This is a genomic window from Arsenophonus endosymbiont of Crataerina pallida (genome assembly GCF_964020125.1).
Taxonomy (GTDB): domain Bacteria; phylum Pseudomonadota; class Gammaproteobacteria; order Enterobacterales; family Enterobacteriaceae; genus Arsenophonus; species Arsenophonus nilaparvatae.
Map to the genome: position 1 here is coordinate 1,354,506 of NZ_OZ026540.1, position 19,388 is coordinate 1,373,893.

General features: G+C 39.6%; 18 protein-coding genes and 3 pseudogenes. 3 read left to right on the forward strand and 18 right to left on the reverse strand.

What is annotated here, in order from left to right:
* Positions 1-60: 60 nt before the first annotated feature.
* From purF to AACL31_RS07050, 10 genes and pseudogenes are all read right to left on the reverse strand, one after another.
* Positions 61-1,572, reverse strand: a complete 1,512-nt coding sequence (purF, locus tag AACL31_RS07005) for an amidophosphoribosyltransferase (protein ID WP_310511422.1) — start codon at positions 1,570-1,572, stop codon at positions 61-63.
* Positions 1,573-1,586: 14 nt separating this feature from the next.
* Positions 1,587-2,090, reverse strand: coding sequence for a colicin V production protein (cvpA, locus tag AACL31_RS07010; RefSeq protein ID WP_310511423.1), 504 nt, complete (start codon positions 2,088-2,090; stop codon positions 1,587-1,589).
* Positions 2,091-2,281: 191 nt separating this feature from the next.
* Positions 2,282-2,899, reverse strand: coding sequence for an SPOR domain-containing protein (locus AACL31_RS07015; RefSeq protein ID WP_310511424.1), 618 nt, complete (start codon positions 2,897-2,899; stop codon positions 2,282-2,284).
* A complete protein-coding gene (gene folC / locus AACL31_RS07020) occupies positions 2,889-4,190 on the reverse strand; it encodes a bifunctional tetrahydrofolate synthase/dihydrofolate synthase (protein WP_409013906.1) in 1,302 nt (433 codons plus the stop codon). The genes AACL31_RS07015 and folC overlap by 11 nt, the downstream gene beginning before the upstream one ends.
* A 4-nt stretch (positions 4,191-4,194) precedes the next feature.
* Entirely contained in the window at positions 4,195-5,148 is a 954-nt protein-coding gene (accD, locus tag AACL31_RS07025; RefSeq protein ID WP_310511425.1) for an acetyl-CoA carboxylase, carboxyltransferase subunit beta, read from the reverse strand.
* Positions 5,149-5,251: 103 nt separating this feature from the next.
* Positions 5,252-5,932, reverse strand: a complete 681-nt coding sequence (locus tag AACL31_RS07030; protein WP_310511426.1) for a DedA family protein — start codon at positions 5,930-5,932, stop codon at positions 5,252-5,254.
* A gap of 58 nt (positions 5,933-5,990) precedes the next feature.
* On the reverse strand, positions 5,991-6,806 hold the full coding sequence (gene truA, locus AACL31_RS07035) for a tRNA pseudouridine(38-40) synthase TruA (protein WP_310511427.1): 816 nt from the start codon (positions 6,804-6,806) through the stop codon (positions 5,991-5,993).
* Positions 6,806-7,816 (reverse strand): annotated as a pseudogene (locus AACL31_RS07040) (aspartate-semialdehyde dehydrogenase). Before AACL31_RS07040 ends, truA begins: the two are co-directional and overlap by 1 nt.
* Positions 7,817-7,849: 33 nt before the next feature.
* Positions 7,850-8,980, reverse strand: a complete 1,131-nt coding sequence (gene pdxB, locus AACL31_RS07045) for a 4-phosphoerythronate dehydrogenase PdxB (protein ID WP_310511428.1) — start codon at positions 8,978-8,980, stop codon at positions 7,850-7,852.
* Between the two features lie 111 nt (positions 8,981-9,091).
* Positions 9,092-9,877: an AraC family transcriptional regulator gene (locus AACL31_RS07050; protein ID WP_310511429.1), complete on the reverse strand. Its 786-nt coding sequence runs from the start codon at positions 9,875-9,877 to the stop codon at positions 9,092-9,094.
* A 113-nt stretch (positions 9,878-9,990) separates the two neighbouring features.
* On the opposite strand from AACL31_RS07050, the pseudogene AACL31_RS07055 reads away from it, so the two are divergent.
* Positions 9,991-10,784, forward strand: a pseudogene (locus tag AACL31_RS07055) (DMT family transporter).
* Positions 10,785-10,870: 86 nt separating this feature from the next.
* Here AACL31_RS07055 and fabB read toward each other — a convergent pair.
* A complete protein-coding gene (gene fabB, locus AACL31_RS07060) occupies positions 10,871-12,091 on the reverse strand; it encodes a beta-ketoacyl-ACP synthase I (protein WP_310511430.1) in 1,221 nt (406 codons plus the stop codon).
* 205 nt (positions 12,092-12,296) lie between these two features.
* Between fabB and mnmC the strand changes: the two genes are divergently transcribed.
* Positions 12,297-14,327 carry a bifunctional tRNA (5-methylaminomethyl-2-thiouridine)(34)-methyltransferase MnmD/FAD-dependent 5-carboxymethylaminomethyl-2-thiouridine(34) oxidoreductase MnmC gene (mnmC, locus tag AACL31_RS07065; protein ID WP_310511431.1) on the forward strand — a complete coding sequence of 677 codons (2,031 nt, stop codon included), beginning with the start codon at positions 12,297-12,299 and terminating at the stop codon, positions 14,325-14,327.
* Positions 14,328-14,354: 27 nt separating this feature from the next.
* Here the strand turns inward: mnmC and AACL31_RS07070 are convergent, their stop codons facing one another.
* From AACL31_RS07070 to prmB, 6 genes and pseudogenes are all read right to left on the reverse strand, one after another.
* Positions 14,355-14,558: a hypothetical protein gene (locus tag AACL31_RS07070; protein ID WP_339053882.1), complete on the reverse strand. Its 204-nt coding sequence runs from the start codon at positions 14,556-14,558 to the stop codon at positions 14,355-14,357.
* 45 nt (positions 14,559-14,603) lie between these two features.
* Entirely contained in the window at positions 14,604-14,861 is a 258-nt protein-coding gene (locus tag AACL31_RS07075) for a hypothetical protein (protein WP_310511432.1), read from the reverse strand.
* A gap of 59 nt (positions 14,862-14,920) precedes the next feature.
* Positions 14,921-15,196, reverse strand: a pseudogene (locus AACL31_RS07080) (YfcL family protein).
* A gap of 30 nt (positions 15,197-15,226) precedes the next feature.
* The gene (locus AACL31_RS07085) at positions 15,227-15,769 is read right to left on the reverse strand and encodes an elongation factor P hydroxylase (protein ID WP_310511433.1); all 543 of its coding nucleotides are present in this window, start codon (positions 15,767-15,769) and stop codon (positions 15,227-15,229) included.
* 6 nt (positions 15,770-15,775) lie between these two features.
* On the reverse strand, positions 15,776-16,858 hold the full coding sequence (gene aroC, locus AACL31_RS07090) for a chorismate synthase (protein ID WP_339053883.1): 1,083 nt from the start codon (positions 16,856-16,858) through the stop codon (positions 15,776-15,778).
* Positions 16,859-16,940: 82 nt separating this feature from the next.
* Positions 16,941-17,873, reverse strand: coding sequence for a 50S ribosomal protein L3 N(5)-glutamine methyltransferase (gene prmB / locus AACL31_RS07095; RefSeq protein WP_310511435.1), 933 nt, complete (start codon positions 17,871-17,873; stop codon positions 16,941-16,943).
* A gap of 223 nt (positions 17,874-18,096) precedes the next feature.
* Here prmB and smrB point away from each other — a divergent pair, with 223 nt between their 5' ends.
* Positions 18,097-18,645, forward strand: coding sequence for an endonuclease SmrB (gene smrB / locus AACL31_RS07100; RefSeq protein ID WP_310511436.1), 549 nt, complete (start codon positions 18,097-18,099; stop codon positions 18,643-18,645).
* A 14-nt stretch (positions 18,646-18,659) separates the two neighbouring features.
* On the opposite strand, the gene sixA is transcribed toward smrB, so the two are convergent.
* Positions 18,660-19,163 (reverse strand): phosphohistidine phosphatase SixA, encoded by a 504-nt coding sequence (gene sixA / locus AACL31_RS07105; protein ID WP_310511437.1) that lies wholly within the window; start codon positions 19,161-19,163, stop codon positions 18,660-18,662.
* Between the last annotated feature and the right edge of the window lie 225 nt (positions 19,164-19,388).

Genomic DNA, 19,388 nt, shown 5'->3' on the forward strand with positions numbered 1-19,388 from the left:
AGTATTGTCAGCTTAACGATATCCGTTAAAGTCTAACTTAATTCAAACGATAACAACAAATTAGCCTTCGTTGTAAATTTCCAAATTTTCAATCTCATTATGTTCTTTTAACTGATCGTCCTTACGCAGATTTTCCAGATAATCCAAGTAAGCTTGATCAATATCCTTGGTAACATAAACCCCATTAAAAACCGAACACTCGAAAGTGGTGATATCGGGATTTTCCTCCCTGACTGCGGCAATTAGATCAGTAAGATCCTGAAAAATTAAATCATCAGCACCAATAAGTTGACAAATTTCATCCACTTCACGCCCATGGGCAATCAATTCATTAGCGGACGGCATATCAATACCATAAACATTCGGAAAACGAACTTCTGGTGATGCCGAAGCAAAATAGACCTTTTTGGCCCCAGCTTCGCGTGCTAACTCAACAATTTGTTCAGAGGTTGTTCCGCGCACAATAGAGTCATCGACTAATAAAACATTTTTACCACGGAATTCGGCTCGATTGACATTCAGTTTACGACGTACCGACTTGCGTCTCTCCTGCTGTCCCGGCATGATAAAAGTGCGTCCCACATAACGATTTTTAACAAAACCTTGGCGATAGGGTTTACCCAAAATATAAGCTATTTCCAGTGCGCTATCACAAGATGTTTCAGGGATTGGGATCACAACATCAATCTCTAAATCCTGCCATTGACGGGCAATTTTGGCGCCCAATTTTTGCCCCATCCGCAACCGAGCTTTATTAACCGATATTTTATCGATAAAAGAATCTGGTCTGGCTAAATAGACAAACTCAAACAGACAAGGGGTTAATTGTGGATTTTCTGCACATTGCCGACTATAAAGCTCTCCCTGTTCAGTAATATAAATCGCTTCACCAGGCGCGACATCACGCAAGAACTCAAAACCAAGGGTATCTAAAGCGACACTTTCCGAAGCAACCATGTACTCATTTTGACCGTCTTCCAATGTGCGCTTACCCAGCACCAGAGGGCGGATACCAAATGGGTCACGAAACGCCACTAAACCATGGCCAATAATCATTGCAACACAAGCATAAGCGCCACGAACTTTGTTATGCATCGCAGCAATAGCGGTAAAAATATTTTCTGCAGTCAGCGGAAAATGATCAAATTGATCCAATTCATGGGCAAGCACATTGAGCAAGATTTCTGAATCTGAAGAAGTATTTACATGACGACGGGCCGTTTCAAATAACGTTTTTCTTAATTCATGTGCATTGGTCAAATTACCATTATGGGTCAATGTAATACCAAAAGGAGAATTAACATAAAAAGGTTGCGCTTCGGAAGCGCTGGAGCTACCCGCGGTTGGGTAACGCACATGGCCAATTCCCATTTTACCCCGCAAACGCAGCATATGGCGGGCAGCAAATACATCTTTTACTAAGCCATTCGATTTACGTAGGCGAAATTGTTTATTTTCATCAATTGTTGCAATACCTGCAGCATCTTGCCCACGATGTTGAAGCACTGTTAGCGCATTATAAATTGATTGGTTAACTGGTGTAAAACCAGCAATACCGACAATACCGCACATCTACTTTTTCCTCATCAACCAAACGGAGTGATATTTTCAGGTAAAAAACTTGACGCATTTTTTAAATAATCAAAAAACCATCTAATAATATGACTAAATTGGGGTATCAATTTAGAACGTTGCCAATCTTCACTTTTTGGCAAGGGTGTAAAAGTATCCAGGAAAAACAGGATTGCCGACACAATTAATATACCACGTAATACACCAAAACAGACGCCTAACACGCGATCAGTACTTGATAATCCTGTTCGCTCAACTAACGAGCTAATCACATAATTGACTACCGCACCCACAATTAAAGTGGCGATAAATAAAATTGCAATCGCAATACCATTTCTAATCAGCGTGTCATCGAAGCGGGTGAGATAAGTCGCCAGATAAGGATAAAATTGGCTGGCAACAAAAAAAGCACAACCCCAAGTAATAAGTGACAAAGCTTCTCGTACAAAACCTCGAATTAAACTAACCAAGGCCGAAAAGCAAATAATGGCGATAATAGCGTAATCAATCCAAACCATAATTTTAATCCAAAAAATTAAACATTCAGCATGGTCGAACGCATTCTAGCAGAAAACGAAAACGTTTGCGTTAGATATTTTGCTGAAAAGTAGCAATAAATTGCGGCGAAAAGATAAATCATGATCGCCGCAGGAATAATTAATATAACTGTTTAATATCAATATGTTTTATCTATTAGTACATACCCATTTTACGGTTTATAACCGCGTATTTGCCCCTGTAAGCCGGTTAAATCTTTCAATTCCGACAAACTGGATTGCAATTTATCTCTCGAAGCATTTGGGCCAACAAAAATTCGAGTTAATTGACCATTAATTGGTAATGATGGCTCGGTATAAACCTGGTAGCCAGATAAACGTAATTTGGCAATAATTTCTTCCACTTTTGCTGCATTTTTCAGTACTGCCAACTGAATAACATAAGCCCGCGCCTGCGGTGCTTGAGTTTTCTCATTTGACTTAGTGATATGTTCTGCCACTAGCGCGGGTTTTTCAACTTTGACAGCTGGTTTAGACTTTGCTTGTTGCTGAGCGGACAGACTATCTGCTGATTTGGCCTTCGAATCAGAAGTGGCCTCAGAAATCATGGCTTCTGCAGCGCTCGCTGAAGATGTCGCTAGTGGTTTCGGATTAATCGGCGCAATAGGTTCAATTTCATATTCATCGCTGGCTTTAGGCACCAAAGGGATCGCTGCAAATTCAGTCTCATTATATTTCTTATTACCATCCAATAATATGGGTAATACAATAACACCAACTGCAACAATAACAATCGTTCCCACCAAACGGTTTTGAAACTTACTGGCCACTTAAACTTTCCTCTTTTGTCTGCAGTTCCATAACCTCTGCAACAGTATGAAATGAGCCACAAACCAACACAATGTCCTGTTTGTCAGCCTCGGCCATAGCCTGCAACCAGGCATCTTTGACCGTCGCAAATTGGTATGGTGATTCAACATACTGCGCTAATTGCGCTGCATCGGCACCGCGTATCCCACTTAATGAAGCGAGATACCATTTATCAACCTGCGCAGCCAAATAAGATAAAGTACTTTTTATATCTTTATCGGCTAACATCGCTACAACGGCATGAACTTTAGTATTTTTCTGCCTGGGTAAGCGAGCTAGTCTATCGGCTAAATAAGCTGCCGCATGGGGATTGTGCGCAACATCTAAAATTACACAAGGTTGCTCGCAGATAATTTGAAAACGTCCTGGTAATTTCGCCTTAATCAATCCCTGCTGAATAGCAGACAATGATATCGCCTGCCCAATGGCATCACCCTGTTTGATTAAACAATCAATAATTGCCAATGCGGTTGCAGCATTGGCCAGTGGGACATTTGGCACAGGTAACTGTTTAAAATCGTGATCATGGGATCGCCAATGCCAATGATCATTTTGTAGCTCAAATTGCCAATCTACCCCACAACGAAATAACTTTGCCCCTAAGGTTTGAGCCACTTGATTAATCGACTGCGGCATATCCGGTTCACCCACAACCGCATAGCGCCCTGAGCGAAAAATACCGGCTTTTTCGTAGCCAATCTGTTCACGATCACCACCAAGCCAGTCAATGTGATCCAATGCAATGCTAGTGATGGCAGCAATATCCGCATCGACGATATTGGTTGCATCTAACCGTCCACCCAAACCAACTTCTAAAATAACCACATCAAGTTTAGCTTGTTTAAATAACTGTAAAGCAGCTAAGGTGCCATATTCAAAATAGGTCAGCGTTGTTGTGCCGCGTTTCGATTCAATATCGGCAAAAACCCGACAAAATTCAGCTTCAGCTAACATTTTACCCTGGATCCTAACGCGCTCAGTATAATCTAACAGGTGAGGAGAACTATAAACGCCGACTTTTAATCCTGCTTCGATTAAAATAGATTCCAATGTATGGCAAGTCGTTCCTTTACCATTAGTGCCAGCAACAGTAACGACTTTCGGGGCGGGATATAAAAGATCCAGCTGTCGAGCGACGACACCAACCCGCTCAAGCCCCATATCGATAATTTTGCTATGCTGCTGGGTTAAATAAGTTAACCAGGTAGCTAAAGAAGAGGTTACCCCTGGTATCATCAAGGGTTCAGATATCTTCTCATTTTTGATCTGATTTGTTGTCAATTTCGGGTTTCTCACGATAGGGTGGCTCCAGATCATCGTCAACTAAGGTAATAACATCAATTTGACTTGCATCTTGAACGGTTTGATGAGTGAGCATTGCCAGTATTTCGGCTAATTTATCCCTCATTTCAGGCCGTCTGACAATCATATCAATCGCACCTTTTTCAATCAGAAATTCACTGCGCTGAAAACCTGGTGGTAATTTTTCACGTACCGTTTGCTCAATAACCCGAGGACCAGCAAAGCCGATTAACGCTTTAGGTTCGGCAACATTAATATCGCCTAACATGGCTAAACTTGCTGATACACCGCCCATAGTTGGATCGGTAAGTACTGAGATATAGAGAAGCCCTCGTTCCTGCATCTTCGCCAGTGCCGCACTGGTCTTTGCCATTTGCATCAAGGACATTAATGCTTCTTGCATGCGAGCACCGCCACTGGCAGAAAAACAAACTAACGGACAATTATCTTCCAGTGCTTGCTCTACCGCACGCACAAAACGTGCACCAACAACTGAAGCCATTGAGCCGCCCATAAAAGCAAATTCAAAAGCGGCTACAATGACCGGCATACCTTTAAGCGAGCCTTTCATCACGATTAAAGCATCTTTTTCATGTATCGCTTTTTGTGCTGCTGATATGCGATCTTTATATTTCTTGGAATCACGAAATTTTAAAATATCTTTCGGCTCTAATTCGCTACCTAATTCAGCCGTGGTTCCTTCATCAAGAAAAGAGGCCAGACGTTGACGGGCCGAAATACGCATATGATGATCACATTTTGGACATACGGCTAAATTACTTTCTAATTCAGTGCGATAGAGTACTTGCCCGCAGCTATCACATTTTGTCCAAACCCCTTCAGGGATACTCGCTTTACGGGTCTGGCTAATATTGCTTTTATTAAGAATCTTTTCAATCCAGCTCATTAATAGACCTTTCTGTCTGAAATTACATTATCAGTATTATGTTAATCATTAAACCACAATGACAAAGCATAGTGGATAAAAAACTGATCAAACCTGCTAATGACTATCTATTTTTTGGTTTAACAACCTGTTTTTCTTTTATTGATGATCGACGATAACGCCAAATCTCAATAATACCCGGCAGAATAGAAATTAAAATAATTGCCACAATTAATAATTTTAAATTCTGCTGAACAATTGGCAAATCACCAAAAAAGTAACCCGTGTAAGTAAATAATAGAACCCATATTAAAGCCCCGGCCACATTATAAAAAGCAAAATGCCGATATGACATTTTTCCCATCCCTGCGACAAATGGAGCAAACGTTCTAATGATAGGTATAAATCTAGCTAAAATAATCGCTTTACCACCATGTTTTTCATAAAATTGGTGTGTTTTTTCCAAATAAACCCGTCGAAAAATTTTTGAATTAGGATTGCTAAATAGACGCTCGCCGAATAAACGACCAATAGTATAATTACCCGCATCACCAATAATTGCTGCAATAATTATTAATACTACCATTAAATGAACATTAAGATCATTGCTCTCCAGTGCCGTTAATGCCCCAGCAACAAATAATAGGGAGTCACCCGGTAAAAAAGGCGTAACAATTAATCCAGTTTCACAAAATACTATCAAAAATAGAATGGCATATAGCCAAATTCCATATTCAGCAACCAGCTCAGCTAAATGAAGATCGATGTGTATAATAAAATCAATAATAAAAGTAATAAATTCCATAAAAAATCCAACAGTTGACAGCTTCAGCGCTGTGTAATTAAACGCAAAATTAAATTCATTATTCTGGTAAAAAAAGCGGTCCTACGATCGTTGTAGGTAATTTATATTTTGCCGGATAATCGACAGCAACTAAATAGAGCCCCTCTGCTTTTGCAGTCGCCGCCGCTTTTGTTCTATCTTTCAATGCTAAAAGCTCTGCTACCCAACTAATATCCTGATCACCACACCCTACTGCCAGCAAACTACCAACAATATTGCGTACCATATGATGAACAAAGGCATTAGCTTTAATATCAACCACAATATAGTCACCATAACGGTTGACATGAACATGCTTTATATTACGCCAAGGTGATTTAGATTGACACTGAATAGCCCTGAATGAAGTAAAATCCTGCTCCCCAACCAATGCCTGAGCGGCAAGATGCATTTTTTCCGCATCTAAGGGGGCATGGTAATGCGTTACGCCTGCGGCTAATATCGCAGGTCTAAGTCGATGATTGAAAATAATATAACGATATCGACGCGCGGTGGCAGAAAAACGAGCATGAAAATCTGGCTCAACAATTTTGCACCACTGTACTGCAATGTCGGATGGTAAGTAACTATTAACCCCCATCGTCCAGGCAGAATCTTTACGTATGACAGATGTTTCAAAATGGATAACCTGACCAGTCGCATGCACACCTGCATCAGTGCGCCCAGCGCAATAAACGTGGATAGATTCATTGGCAACTTTTGTTAGCGCGAACTCCAAACAAGCTTGAATACTTTTTACCTGTTGTTGACGCTGCCAGCCATAATAATGGCTACCATCATACTCAATGCCTAACGCAATTTTGGCCATCGACAAAGGGGGTTGCTTCTCCAACATTAATAATATTGCTCCTGCACTAATCGCTCCGCAGTTTCTATTAACATTCGAGCACCACCAAATCTGGTATTATCGGCAACCGACCAAAACTGTAATATCTCAGGTGCACCATAATCATTATGCATACAACCAATACTTAATCGATCACTACCTGAAGCATCGGTTACTTGAGTTGGAAAATCATCTTCGCAAACTAGCTCAATATCATCAAATTGAGCAATTTCTTGCCAGGCTTCTTGTACAGTCATTGGACGTAATGTTTCCACATGAACCACTTGTGCATTGCCATAAAAAACCGGTGCTTGTAAGCAACTGACAATAATGGATAACCCATCATTTTGTAAAATTTTACGCACTTGATCAACTAAACTGCGCTCCTGTGGTGCAGAGCCTTCATCATCACTTAATAATGGTAATAGATTAAATGCTAGCTGCTTAATAAAACGTTCATTATCAACGGGTAAACCGTTTAATAATCGGGCACTTTGACCCGCCAATTCATCCACTGCACTTTTGCCATGCACCGAAACTGAAAACAGATTGGTTAAAATTAAACGATGAATGCCGGCAACATTAATTAGCGGTTTAACGGCGACTAACAATTGACTGACATAGCTATCAGCAACGGCAATAATATTACGGTTACGATAATTAGCCAAGAGATGGGGATTAACACTCGGTACCACTAATGGAATATCTGGCTCCAGCGCAAATAAACCACTACTATCAATGACAATACAACCATCTTGCGCTGCTTGCTCTGCATAACGAGCGGACGCTTCCTTACCAGCAACAAAAAAAGCTAATTGCACCTGTGTCCAGTCAAATAATTGAGCATCAATAACCGTATATTGCTTGCCATTAAAACGAATGCTTTCTCACGCACTATTTTCACTGGCCAATAGAAATAACTCACCAACAGGAAACTGACGTTCTTGTAATAAACTCAATACGGCCTCTCCGACCGCACCAGTAGCACCTAATAGTGCAATATTCCAACCTTCTGTCATGTTGGTTTTCTCCAATTTCATTAGCATGTTTAATCAAATTAATTTGGTATTGAAGCCTAGCATTTTTAGTGCATTCGCGGCATCCACATCATTACAACTCACTCTAAGAGATGACCATTCACGGCGTTCTGGATAATATTTACGCAGATGATCAAACTGGCCAGCAAGATGGGCAATTTTTCTTAATGGCGCATCATCACGACGGACATCATAAACTAAATGCACTAAACGTTTTAAACTTGCCTGCGTTAATTCACCGCTAAAAGTAATTTCATTAAACTCTGCACTAGGTAATAAATCAGCTAGTTTAATTTGCTGTTCTTGGCCTAAAAACTGGCTAAATGCGGTAAAAATCTGGCTGGTACCGCGTGCTTTACCTTCCAGAGAATAGCCAGCAATATGTGGCGTGCCAATTCTAGCTTTAGCTAACAAAGGTAGGGAAATAGAGGGTTCATGTTGCCAAACATCTAATATAACGTCGATTTTCTTACCATTTTCTAAGGCTGTTAACAATGCCTGATTATCAACAACTGATCCGCGGCTAGTATTTAGTAAAATACGTCCTGCCGGCATAGCTGCAAGCAACTCTTCATTTAATAAATGATAAGATGAATAACGGCCAGATTTATTTAACGGGGTATGAAAAGTTAAAATATCCGCCTGACTAACTAATTTTTCCAGTGGCCAAAATTGCTCACTATTATCGGCAGCGTCTGCACGAGGTGGATCACAAAGTAACGTATTCACTCCCCAAGCCTTTAAACGCGCATTAAGACGACTGCCAACATTACCAACCCCAACAATACCGACCGTTTTTTCTCGTAAATCAAAGCAATCACGTTCAGCCAGTACCAATAAAGCGGAAAAAACATACTCTACCACCGCTGTCGCATTACAACCCGGAGCGGCAGAAAAAGCGATGCCCGCTTGCGCTAACCATTGCCTATCAACATGATCAAATCCGGCCGTTGCAGTACCAACAAATTTTACCTTACTCTCTTTAAGTAATGCTTCATTGACTTGAGTAACAGAACGCACCATTAAAGCATCCGCTGTTGCTAGCTCTGACGATGAGATTGAACGCCCAGAAACTGCCTTGACTTCACCCATTGTTTGAAACAATTGTGTTGCGTAAGGCATATTTTCATCAACCAATATTTTCACTTATTTAATGCCCAATTATATTTATCAAAATTAACCCATCGTTTTTTACTATTCGATAAGGTAACAAGTTGCTATTTTGCCATGTTAATGAAATAAATCCTAACAACCGGTTTAGTCACCGTCACTTTTTTGTCGAAAACGTTCTGGTGTTGTGCCTGAAATCTGCTGAAACATGGTAATAAAAGCCGAGGAGGAACTATAACCGACATCAAAAGCCACCTGATGGACACTATTACCTTGTTCTAATTTCATTATGGCATGTAAAAAACGTAATCGCTGGCGCCATTCACTAAATGACATCCCCAGTTCCTGCTGACAACGGCGTGACAAGGTACGTTCTGAGGTATATACCCGCTTGGCCCATATAGCTAAAGCAGTATTATCGGCTGGATTTTGCTGTAATTGCGCTAAAATAGGTGCTAAAAATTTATCCTTACTGGCAGGTAAATAGGTTTTTTGAATAGGTGAACGTTTTAATTGATCAATCAAAACATTGGCTAAGCGCATATCTTCTACGGTGTTAGGTTGGCTTATCTGACGTGCATAAAAATCTAATAATATGGTATGAAAAATAGCTGTTTGACGAATAATACACGGTTTTTTACACAGAACATGACTAAGTGTCTGAGAAATATCTAATATATTAAACTTAACACTTTTTTTGTTGTAAGTGGCATGTTCAACACCGCTTGGGATCCAGATACAAAATTCCGGCGGAGCAATATAATGTTGAGCAGCAACTTGCATCTCTATAATGCCTTTAACCACATAAATTAATTGGCCAAAGTTATGGCGATGTAATTTACACTCAGTATCACCTAACAATTCATTATTACGAAAAACTATGGATTCTGGCTCAATAATATTTGGTTCAAGTATATATTTGATTTTTTCCATTACAGTAATATTGGCAGAAAGAACGGATCGTTTGTCTTATTATAAATATATGCAATAAATCAGACAATGCTAAAATAGCAAAATTATTACCAAATGATAGATATGACTAAATAATGAAAAATTTTCTTTTTCCCCTTTTTGCAGTTTTATTATGGTCAATTAATACAGTCGTAAGTAAAGCAGCTGCAAATGTTATTGACCCTGCGGCTATTTCCTTTTATCGCTGGTTATTGGCGTTTTTATTACTTACCCCTTTTATGATCAAAGGGATAGTCAAAAATCGCGCAGTAGTGATGCAATAACGGTGATACTCAGTATTTTTGTGCTACGCACTATTCCTACTATTGGTATTGTAATCGGTACCCTCTTATCCTTAATTGGGCTTATCTGGCTTATCAGTCAAGGTGATCCAATGATATTTTTTATGCAGGGAATGAATAGCGGGCAATTACTCATGTTTATCGCCGCTCTCTCTTATTCTCTATATGGTGTATTAACCAAGCATTGGGCAATCCCATTACCCAATTGGCAATCACTTTATATCCAAATTAGCTTTGCGGTGATCCTACTATTGCCTAATTTTTTACTGGCTAAAACAGTAGAAATTACCGCAGCAAATATTAATTTGATCTTGTTTGCCGGCATTGCCGCCTCGCTGATTGCACCTTACATATGGATCCAGGGTGTATTTCGACTTGGCGCTAATACAACTTCAATATTTATGAATCTGGCACCGGTATTTACTGCCATTATCGCTGTCCTATTTTTAAATGAAAAAATGCACAGCTACCATTTAATTGGTGGTGGTGTAGTGCTACTCGGTGTTATTTTAGCGCAGCAATTACGTACGCCACTGACGCAGCTTTTTAACCATCTCCGTTGTAACACTAATAAAAAAGAACAATAACTTATTAAATCAATTAATTATATCAAAAACAATAAAAAACCTACTGATAGATTATCAGTAGGTTGTTGTTTTTCTTGTTAAAATAATTATGAATGGTATTTACTCATTACCAACGACGCATTAGTTCCACCAAAACCAAAACTATTTGACATTACAGTATTTAATTTCTTATCAGTGGGTTGCGTAATAATATTCATTGCTTGCGCTTTTTCATCCAAATTATCAATATTGATGCTTGGAGCAATAAATCCATGCTCTAACATTAACAAACTATAAATAGCTTCATGTACCCCAGCCGCGCCCAGAGAATGGCCAGTCATTGCTTTAGTCGCTGAAATCGCTGGCGTATTAGTACCAAACACTTCAGTAATTGCTTCTAGCTCTTTTGTATCGCCAACTGGCGTTGAAGTTCCATGAGTATTGATATAATCAACCTGTTCGACATCTGCCAATGCCATTTTCATACACCGTACCGCACCCTCACCTGACGGAGCAACCATATCATAACCGTCTGAAGTCGCTCCATAACCAACAATTTCAGCGTAAATATGTGCGCCACGTGCCAAAGCATGCTCTAACTCTTCCACCACAACGATACCGCCACCACCAGCGATCACAAAACCATCCCGATCCTGATCATAGGTACGAGAAGCTTTTTCTGGGGTTGCATTATATTTGGTAGATAATGCTCCCATTGCATCAAATTCACAGGTTAATTCCCAGCTTAGTTCTTCACTTCCACCAGCAAAAACAACATCCTGTTTACCTAATTGGATCAATTCAACTGCATGGCCAATACAGTGGGCTGAGGTTGAGCAAGCGGAGCTAATAGAATAATTAACGCCCTTAATTTTAAACGGTGTGGCTAAACAAGCTGAAACACCAGAAGCCATTGCTTTAGTCACCATATAGGGACCAACACCACGCAATCCTTTGGCACGCATACCATCAGAACCAGCCACTTGATTACGGGGCGAACCGCCACCAGAACCAGCAACTAAACCGGTACGAATATTTGAGATCTGCTCTTCTGTCAGTTTAGCGTCCTGAATTGCCTCTTCCATCGCCAAGTAGGCATAAATAGAGCAATCACTCATAAAACGAAGAATTTTTCGGTCAATCTTTTGTTTAATATCATCTTCCGTCAGCTGAATATTACCCCAGACATGGCTGCGTAAACCCATTTCTTTAAATTCTTCTGAAAACCTGATGCCAGAACGACCCGCTTTCAGGGAAGCCAGTACCTCTTGCTGGTTGTTACCTATGCTGGAGACAATGCCCAGACCAGTGATGACTGCACGCTTCATTGCTTATATTACCTCATAGTCGAAATTCATTTACTGGGCGCTTAGCCTGTTACTTTAGCTTACACTTGTAAGCTGAACAAGTCCGATCAGGTAAAATTTTGTAGAAAATATTATCTTGGCTAACTTTTATATTTTGCGATAGCTAGCGCACTCAGGTTAAATTCGTTAAAATTGGCTGATTATTTAAAATATTGTAGATAATTTTGTGAATACAAATGAGATCAGCCAAGCTAAATTAAGCTGGAACGAGCAAGATATCCCTATTTCTGAACACTTTGGTGATGTCTATTATTCTAATCAAAATGGTTTAGAAGAATCGCGTTATGTGTTCTTAGCCGGTAATCAGTTACCGAATCGCTTTTTTTCTCACTCAGCAAAACAATATGTTATTGCAGAGACTGGTTTTGGTACTGGGCTAAACTTTATGGCAGTCTGTCAGTTATTTATTCAGTTTCGCCAACAAGCGCCTAACAACCAGTTACAACTTTTACACTATATCAGTTTTGAAAAATATCCTTTGTCCATTACTGATTTGCTAAGAGTTCATCAATGTTGGCCTGAACTCGCCACTTTTTCTAAACAAATTTGTCGACAATGGCCTCAGTCGTTACCAGTTTGTCATAGAATAGTTATGGAAAATGGGGCAATCATTCTCGATCTCTGGTTTGGCGATATAAATATACAATTACCTCAATTAAAATCTAATTTTTTCAATAAAATAGATAGCTGGTTTTTAGACGGTTTTGCTCCAGCTAAAAACCCTCAAATGTGGAGTGAACAACTGTTCACTACAATGGCAAATTGGGGACGTGATGGTTGTACTTTTGCTACCTTTACTTCTGCCGGTATCGTTCGCCGTGGTTTGGAAAAAGCCGGTTTTCAAGTAAAAAAAATTAAGGGTTTTGGCCGTAAACGTGAAATGCTAACCGGTCAATTACTAGCAAATCAGCAATCTGATCCACAACCCTGGTTCGCTCGACAAGCCGCATCAACAACCGAGGATATTGCCATTATTGGCGGTGGTATTGCCAGTATGATGACTGCTCTTGCTTTATTACGTAGAGGCAGTCAGGTAACTTTATATTGCCAAGATCCCAGTGTGGCACAAAATGCTTCCGGCAATCGTCAAGGCGCACTTTATCCATTATTAACTGGTCACCACGATGGTTTAGAACGCTTTTTTATTACCGCCTTTACTTTTGCTAAACGCTATTACACCCAACTTCAACAGTTAGGCATCACATTTGCTCACGATTGGAGCGGTTTAATACAGTTAGCTTATGACGTAAAAAGCCGACAAAAAATCGAACAAATATTAACAAAAAATTGGCCAGCTGATTTTGCACGCCATGAAACTCGACAAACATTACAAACCATTTGTGGTGTTGATGTTAACCATGATGGCATCTACTATCCAGCTGCTGGCTGGTTATACCCAGCTGAGCTGACATCCAATAGTTGGCAATATGGGCAACAACAAGGTTTAATCAGTCATTTTAATCATCGTCTTATTCAGCTTGAAAATAGTGCCGCTGGCTGGAAGTTGCTATTTAAACAAGGAGATATACAACGACAAATAACCCATAAAACCGTCATTATCGCTAATGGTCATCAACTGCCTTTATTTTCTCAAACGGAAAAATTACCCGTTAGTGCCGTTCGCGGACAAGTGAGCCATATTCCGACCACACCGATACTCAACCAACTGCAAACAACACTCTGCTATGCCGGATATATAACACCCACTCATCATCAATATCATTGCTTAGGCGCTAGCTATAAACGTCATCAACTCACGCTAAAATATTCCAAATTGGAGCAACAAGAAAACCATGCTCGCTTATTAACCTGTTTGCCTGATGTTGAATGGACAAAAGAAATTGATATCAGCCAAAATGCATCACGCCAAAGCATCCGCTGTGTTACACGTGATCATCTACCGATGGTGGGTAATGTACCAGATGTTAATCAACTTATTCTTCAATATGCACAGCTAGATAAACAGCTCAGTGAGCAACAACATATTTTGCAAGCCCCAATTCATGACAATCTATTTGTTATTGGCGCATTAGGCGCAAGAGGATTATGTAGTGCGCCAATTTGCGCAGAGCTACTTTGCAGTCAAATTTTTGCTGAACCATTGCCTTTTGACGATGATATATTGGCAAATCTCAATCCTAACCGTTTTTGGATCAGAAAATTATTACAAGGCCGGGCGGTTAAACTGGATAATTAGCTTTCTAGCAAAAAAATTTAATCTCCATTAAAGGATGTACTGCATTGCACAACGTGAGGATGCAGTAAATCCATAAGCTACCTCTTTTTTTAAGATAGCTTGTAGTGACAGAGTTAACTTTTCAGCCGAAATAATTGTGAAGCCCAATTTCTGATAATAAACACCATTCCAAGCAACATCACGAAAAGTGGTTAAAGTAACATGATCACAGTTTAGTTGTTTTGCTTGCATAATAACTTTTTGCAGTAAAGCCTTACCAATTCCTTTTCTCTGCCATCAGCTATCAACAGATAATTCCCAAATATGCAAAGCTTGATCCATTACTTCAACCTCAATGAAACCAACAAGCTGCTGCTGCTCAACTGCAACCCAACAATCGCCATCAACAATAAATTCTAAATGTTGGTTAACGGATTTGCCTTGTGCATCAGCAACCCAAGCAAGCGCTGGAATTTGACGGAATATGGCTGCTGCTGAACGTTCAATATTGACTAACTTTTCTGCTTCATCGGGTACTGCCAACCTTACCAACATCGTTACCCCATTTTAAAAAAGTGCAACAATACGTTGTTTTAATTTATTTGCTTTTTTGCTTATCGAGCGGCATTTTCTAACAACATCCGCCAAGTATTTAATATCAATCGTTGATCAGGGGGACTTAATTCACCCACCTTAATTGCTTTGTCAATACTCGCTTCGACACGCTCTGAAAGCGCTTCAATATTATTTTTATTTTCAGTTTCTAATTCAGCAATGGATAATGTCAAATGTCCACGTAAATAACCGCCAGCAAAAAGTTCATCTTAACTAGCATCATCAACATTATTATCAATTTGCGTTAAAATACGTGTTTCTAATTCCGCAAGCATGGTTTCGTTCCTTTATACTAACTAAATTTTTTACAGCTCTTCAGGGCAAATGAAATTTTGCTTCACCAAGGGAGGCATATTATAAAACAACTGTAGAGCTTGAATAAATCTCTCAGCTCTGGCTGGAATGCCATTTGTAAGGTAGTTCAGCACCTGCCGATAGACTTTGCGCTGAAAAGCATGCCGGTCTTGCTTAAAATTAGCGGCCAAATTATCGCAACTAACATTAAAGGGAAAGTCTGACGCCACACAAAACATCCATTCAAGTGCTTGCGGTTTGACTTCAACATTCTCAAAAGCGCTTTGTGTTTGCTCATTTCGCCCATCTGGATCATACCAATAACCAAAATCAATTTGTTGACGTCTAGTTTCTCCGGCAATACACCAGTGGGAAATTTCGTGTAAAGCACTAGCATAAAAGCCGCGAGCAAAAATAATCCGATGATACGGTATCTTATCATCTGCAGGTAGATAGATAGGTTCATCATCTCCTTTAATTAAACGTGTGCGATACTCTTTTTCAAAACAAATACTAAAAATGTTAATTAGATGATTATAATTATGTTCTTTCATTAATATTTATATCGTACGATTAAAAGCTAATTCACCACATTGAGCCCGATGACGTAAAAAATGATCAATAAGCACGATTGCCATCATCGCTTCTGCTATCGGTACCGCCCGGATACCAACACAGGGATCATGACGTCCTTTTGTAACCACTTCGACCTCATCACCTTGCCGATTAATCGTTCTACCCGGTATGCTAATACTCGAAGTTGGCTTTAAGGCTAAATGGGCAATAATCGGTTGACTACTACTTATGCCACCTAAGATGCCACCGGCATGATTACTGACAAATCCATCACAGGTTATTTCATCCCGATTTTCACTCCCTTTTAATGTAACCACCTTAAAACCAGCACCAATTTCAACCCCTTTAACTGCATTAATACTCATCATTGCATGGGCAATATCCGCATCCAATCGATCAAAAACAGGTTCACCTAATCCAGCCGAGACATGTTCAGCAATGACGGTTACTTTAGCACCAATAGAATTACCTTCTTTTTTCAATGAACGTAATAAAGCGTCCATTGCCTCCAATTTTGTTGCATCAGGACAAAAGAAAGGATTCTGTTCAACCAAATCCCAATCCTTCAGTTCACAACAAATATCTCCAATTTGACTTAAGTAAGCCCGAACGGTTATACCTAGTTTTTGTTGTAAATATTTTTTTGCGATCGCGCCGGCAGCAACACGCATCGCCGTTTCACGTGCTGAAGATCGCCCACCACCACGATAGTCACGTAAACCATATTTTTGTTGATAGGTATAATCTGCATGCCCAGGACGAAAAATATCTTTGATCTCACTATAATCCTGCGACCGTTGATCCTGATTTTCAATCAACAAACCAATGGGTGTTCCTGTCGTTATGCCATTAAAAACACCGGATAAAATTTTAACCTGATCAAGTTCACGCCGTTGAGTTGTATAACGAGAAGTACCAGGCCGACGACGATCTAAGTCGGTTTGCAGATCTTTTTCTGATAATGCCATACCAGGCGGAACGCCATCAACAATGCAGCCTAACGCCAAACCATGCGATTCACCAAGAGTGGTAACACGAAAAAGCTGTCCAATCGAATTTCCTGCCATCCCCTTTGTTTCCTCTTTTTATCATTCATTACAATAATTAATTAATAAATTATTTTATTGTATGAAAAAATGTAATTACCCGTTAATCGATAAATAATTTAAATTTCTCTTGATGTTCAATAAGTTGTTTCTGCGTTAGCATGAATACACCATCGCCCCCCTGTTCGAACTTCAACCAAGTAAAAGGAATATCCGGATATTGCTCAATAAGGTGTAATATACTATTACCAACTTCACAAATAAGCACCCCATTGTCCGTTAGGAAACGTGAAGCATTAGCTAGAATTCTTCTGACAAGTTTTAAACCATCAGAGCCCGCTGCAAGGGCTAATTTAGGCTCTACCAGATATTCAGCTGGTAAATCAGACATATCTTCAGCATCCACATAAGGTGGATTAGTAACCATTAAATCATATTTAATCATAGGCATATTCAAAAACAAGTCTGAACGAATAGGTACTATCCGTTCAGAGAACCCATGAGCGGCAATATTTTGTTCAGCTACCGCCAATGCATCAGCAGAAATATCAACCGCATCAATTTGCGCTTGCGGAAATTGATAGGCACAGGCAATAGCAATACATCCACTACCCGTGCACATATCTAAAATAGTTACAGGTTCATAATCAATGATGCCGGCAAAATGCTTATTAATCAGTTCTCCTATAGGAGAACGTGGGATCAAAACGCGTTCATCAACATAAAATTCATGTCCGCAAAACCAGGCTTTATTGGTTAAATAAGCAACTGGGATATGTTCATTAACACGGCGTAACACCCGTTCAACGATACGATGACGTTCACTTAAAGTCAGACGAGAAACCCATAATTGTTGAGGGATATCTAAGGGCAAAAAAAGTGATGGCAAAACAAGTTGTAAAGCTTCATCCCAACAATTATCTGTTCCATGACCGTAATAAATATTTGCTGCATTAAACCGACTAATTACCCAACGCAACATATCTTGGATGGTATGTAGTTCCGCAACCGCTTCATCAACAAAAATCTTGTCCAAAACGCCTCCTAGCCAATACAAAGTTCATATATTTAATCCCGATAGTCTGCCACGAACTACTTAACAAATCAGCTTATTGTTAAGGAATTTTATAGCAATCTCATTAATTGACATTAGAATACTAACAATAGCTTATAAAGCTTGCTGCTTATAAGGAAGGTAATAGCAGGAAAATTAAGATAAACTTAACAGAATAATTGACTAACTGATTGATAGAATCACAATGAAAAATAAGTTCAAATTGAGTGCTGAGGAAATTAAACTATTTAAAGAGGCGACTGCAGGGACTAAACCTTTATTACATGACATTGTTAGTCATCCACCACTACGACATCATCGAATAAAATCACAACTTGTGACAAAACGTTTGCTCCAAGAACAAGTCAATGCCAGTTATTACTTTTCAGATGAGTATCAACCGGTGCTAGAAGCGGATGGACCGATTCGATATTTACGACCCGATATTAATCCCTATGAATTAAAAAAGTTACGTCGGAATGATTATATTCCCGAACTATTTCTCGATTTACATGGCTTATCCCAACGACAAGCTAAACAAGAAATTGGAGCTCTAATCGCTGCTTGCTATAGAGATAATATCCATTGTGCCTGTATTATGCATGGCCACGGAAAACACATTTTAAAACAACAGATTCCCCTTTGGCTTGCTCAACACCCTAATATCACTGCTTTTCATCAAGCCCCCAAAGCTTGGGGTGGTAGCGCCTCGTTGCTTATCTTGGTCGAAACTGATGAAACTCAGCGCAGATAATACGTAAAATAAAACTAGAAATGTGCCGCTAGTTTATTAACACTATGCAATATTTGAGAAGGTCCCCGTTGCCATCTATATTCACCGTGCCGCATTTCCGTATTTATCTCTACATAAGCAATCGCAGAAGTTGCAAACATAGGAGGGATTTCTTGTGGGCATAAGGCTGATACCAAATAACCGACTAATGGCAAATGAGAAATAATCAATGCTGTTCTTACACCTCCTTCGGCAAGTAATTGCAAATAATTAGCAATAGATTGCGGATCACCATCAGGAATAAGTTCAGCTAAGACTTCTTGTTCGCCTGAATAGGGCAATAATGGCTGCATTGCCTGATAAGTTTGTACTGCTCTTACATATGGACTGGTAAACACTCGGTCGAACACTGGATTCTGTTGTGCTAGCCAATTGGCCATTAATTTAGATTCTTCAATTCCTTTAAGAGTAAGTTCTCTTGCTTCATCATTCATTGTATTCATCGTTGCGTCACCATGACGCATAATAAAAACTTGCATAATCCACCATTTGAGTAAAACATTTTCACCTAACCCCCTACATAGGAGCCCTCTCATTACTCGCTAATGTTGTTGTCGGAAAATATGCAGGGCAAGGCAACCCGAGATTCTGCACTAAAATTACAAAAAAAGGAACCGCTTTATTTTCATAAAAAACGAAAAAAAAGTTTATTTTATATCAAGTTAAATAGAAATTACGCCTAAGACCATGATATTAGTAAGGTT

What these genes read in the sequence shown, in the direction of transcription:
- AACL31_RS07085 (WP_310511433.1), bottom strand. Translation starts at nt 15,769, where the DNA reads ATGAAAGAACATAATTATAATCATCTAATTAACATTTTTAGTATTTGT.
- accD (WP_310511425.1), bottom strand. Translation starts at nt 5,148, where the DNA reads ATGAGCTGGATTGAAAAGATTCTTAATAAAAGCAATATTAGCCAGACC.
- purF (WP_310511422.1), bottom strand. Translation starts at nt 1,572, where the DNA reads ATGTGCGGTATTGTCGGTATTGCTGGTTTTACACCAGTTAACCAATCA.
- sixA (WP_310511437.1), bottom strand. Translation starts at nt 19,163, where the DNA reads ATGCAAGTTTTTATTATGCGTCATGGTGACGCAACGATGAATACAATG.
- AACL31_RS07030 (WP_310511426.1), bottom strand. Translation starts at nt 5,932, where the DNA reads ATGGAATTTATTACTTTTATTATTGATTTTATTATACACATCGATCTT.
- truA (WP_310511427.1), bottom strand. Translation starts at nt 6,806, where the DNA reads ATGTTGGAGAAGCAACCCCCTTTGTCGATGGCCAAAATTGCGTTAGGC.
- AACL31_RS07050 (WP_310511429.1), bottom strand. Translation starts at nt 9,877, where the DNA reads ATGGAAAAAATCAAATATATACTTGAACCAAATATTATTGAGCCAGAA.
- smrB (WP_310511436.1), top strand. Translation starts at nt 18,097, where the DNA reads ATGAAAAATAAGTTCAAATTGAGTGCTGAGGAAATTAAACTATTTAAA.
- AACL31_RS07070 (WP_339053882.1), bottom strand. Translation starts at nt 14,558, where the DNA reads ATGCAAGCAAAACAACTAAACTGTGATCATGTTACTTTAACCACTTTT.
- fabB (WP_310511430.1), bottom strand. Translation starts at nt 12,091, where the DNA reads ATGAAGCGTGCAGTCATCACTGGTCTGGGCATTGTCTCCAGCATAGGT.
- cvpA (WP_310511423.1), bottom strand. Translation starts at nt 2,090, where the DNA reads ATGGTTTGGATTGATTACGCTATTATCGCCATTATTTGCTTTTCGGCC.
- aroC (WP_339053883.1), bottom strand. Translation starts at nt 16,858, where the DNA reads ATGGCAGGAAATTCGATTGGACAGCTTTTTCGTGTTACCACTCTTGGT.
- AACL31_RS07075 (WP_310511432.1), bottom strand. Translation starts at nt 14,861, where the DNA reads ATGTTGGTAAGGTTGGCAGTACCCGATGAAGCAGAAAAGTTAGTCAAT.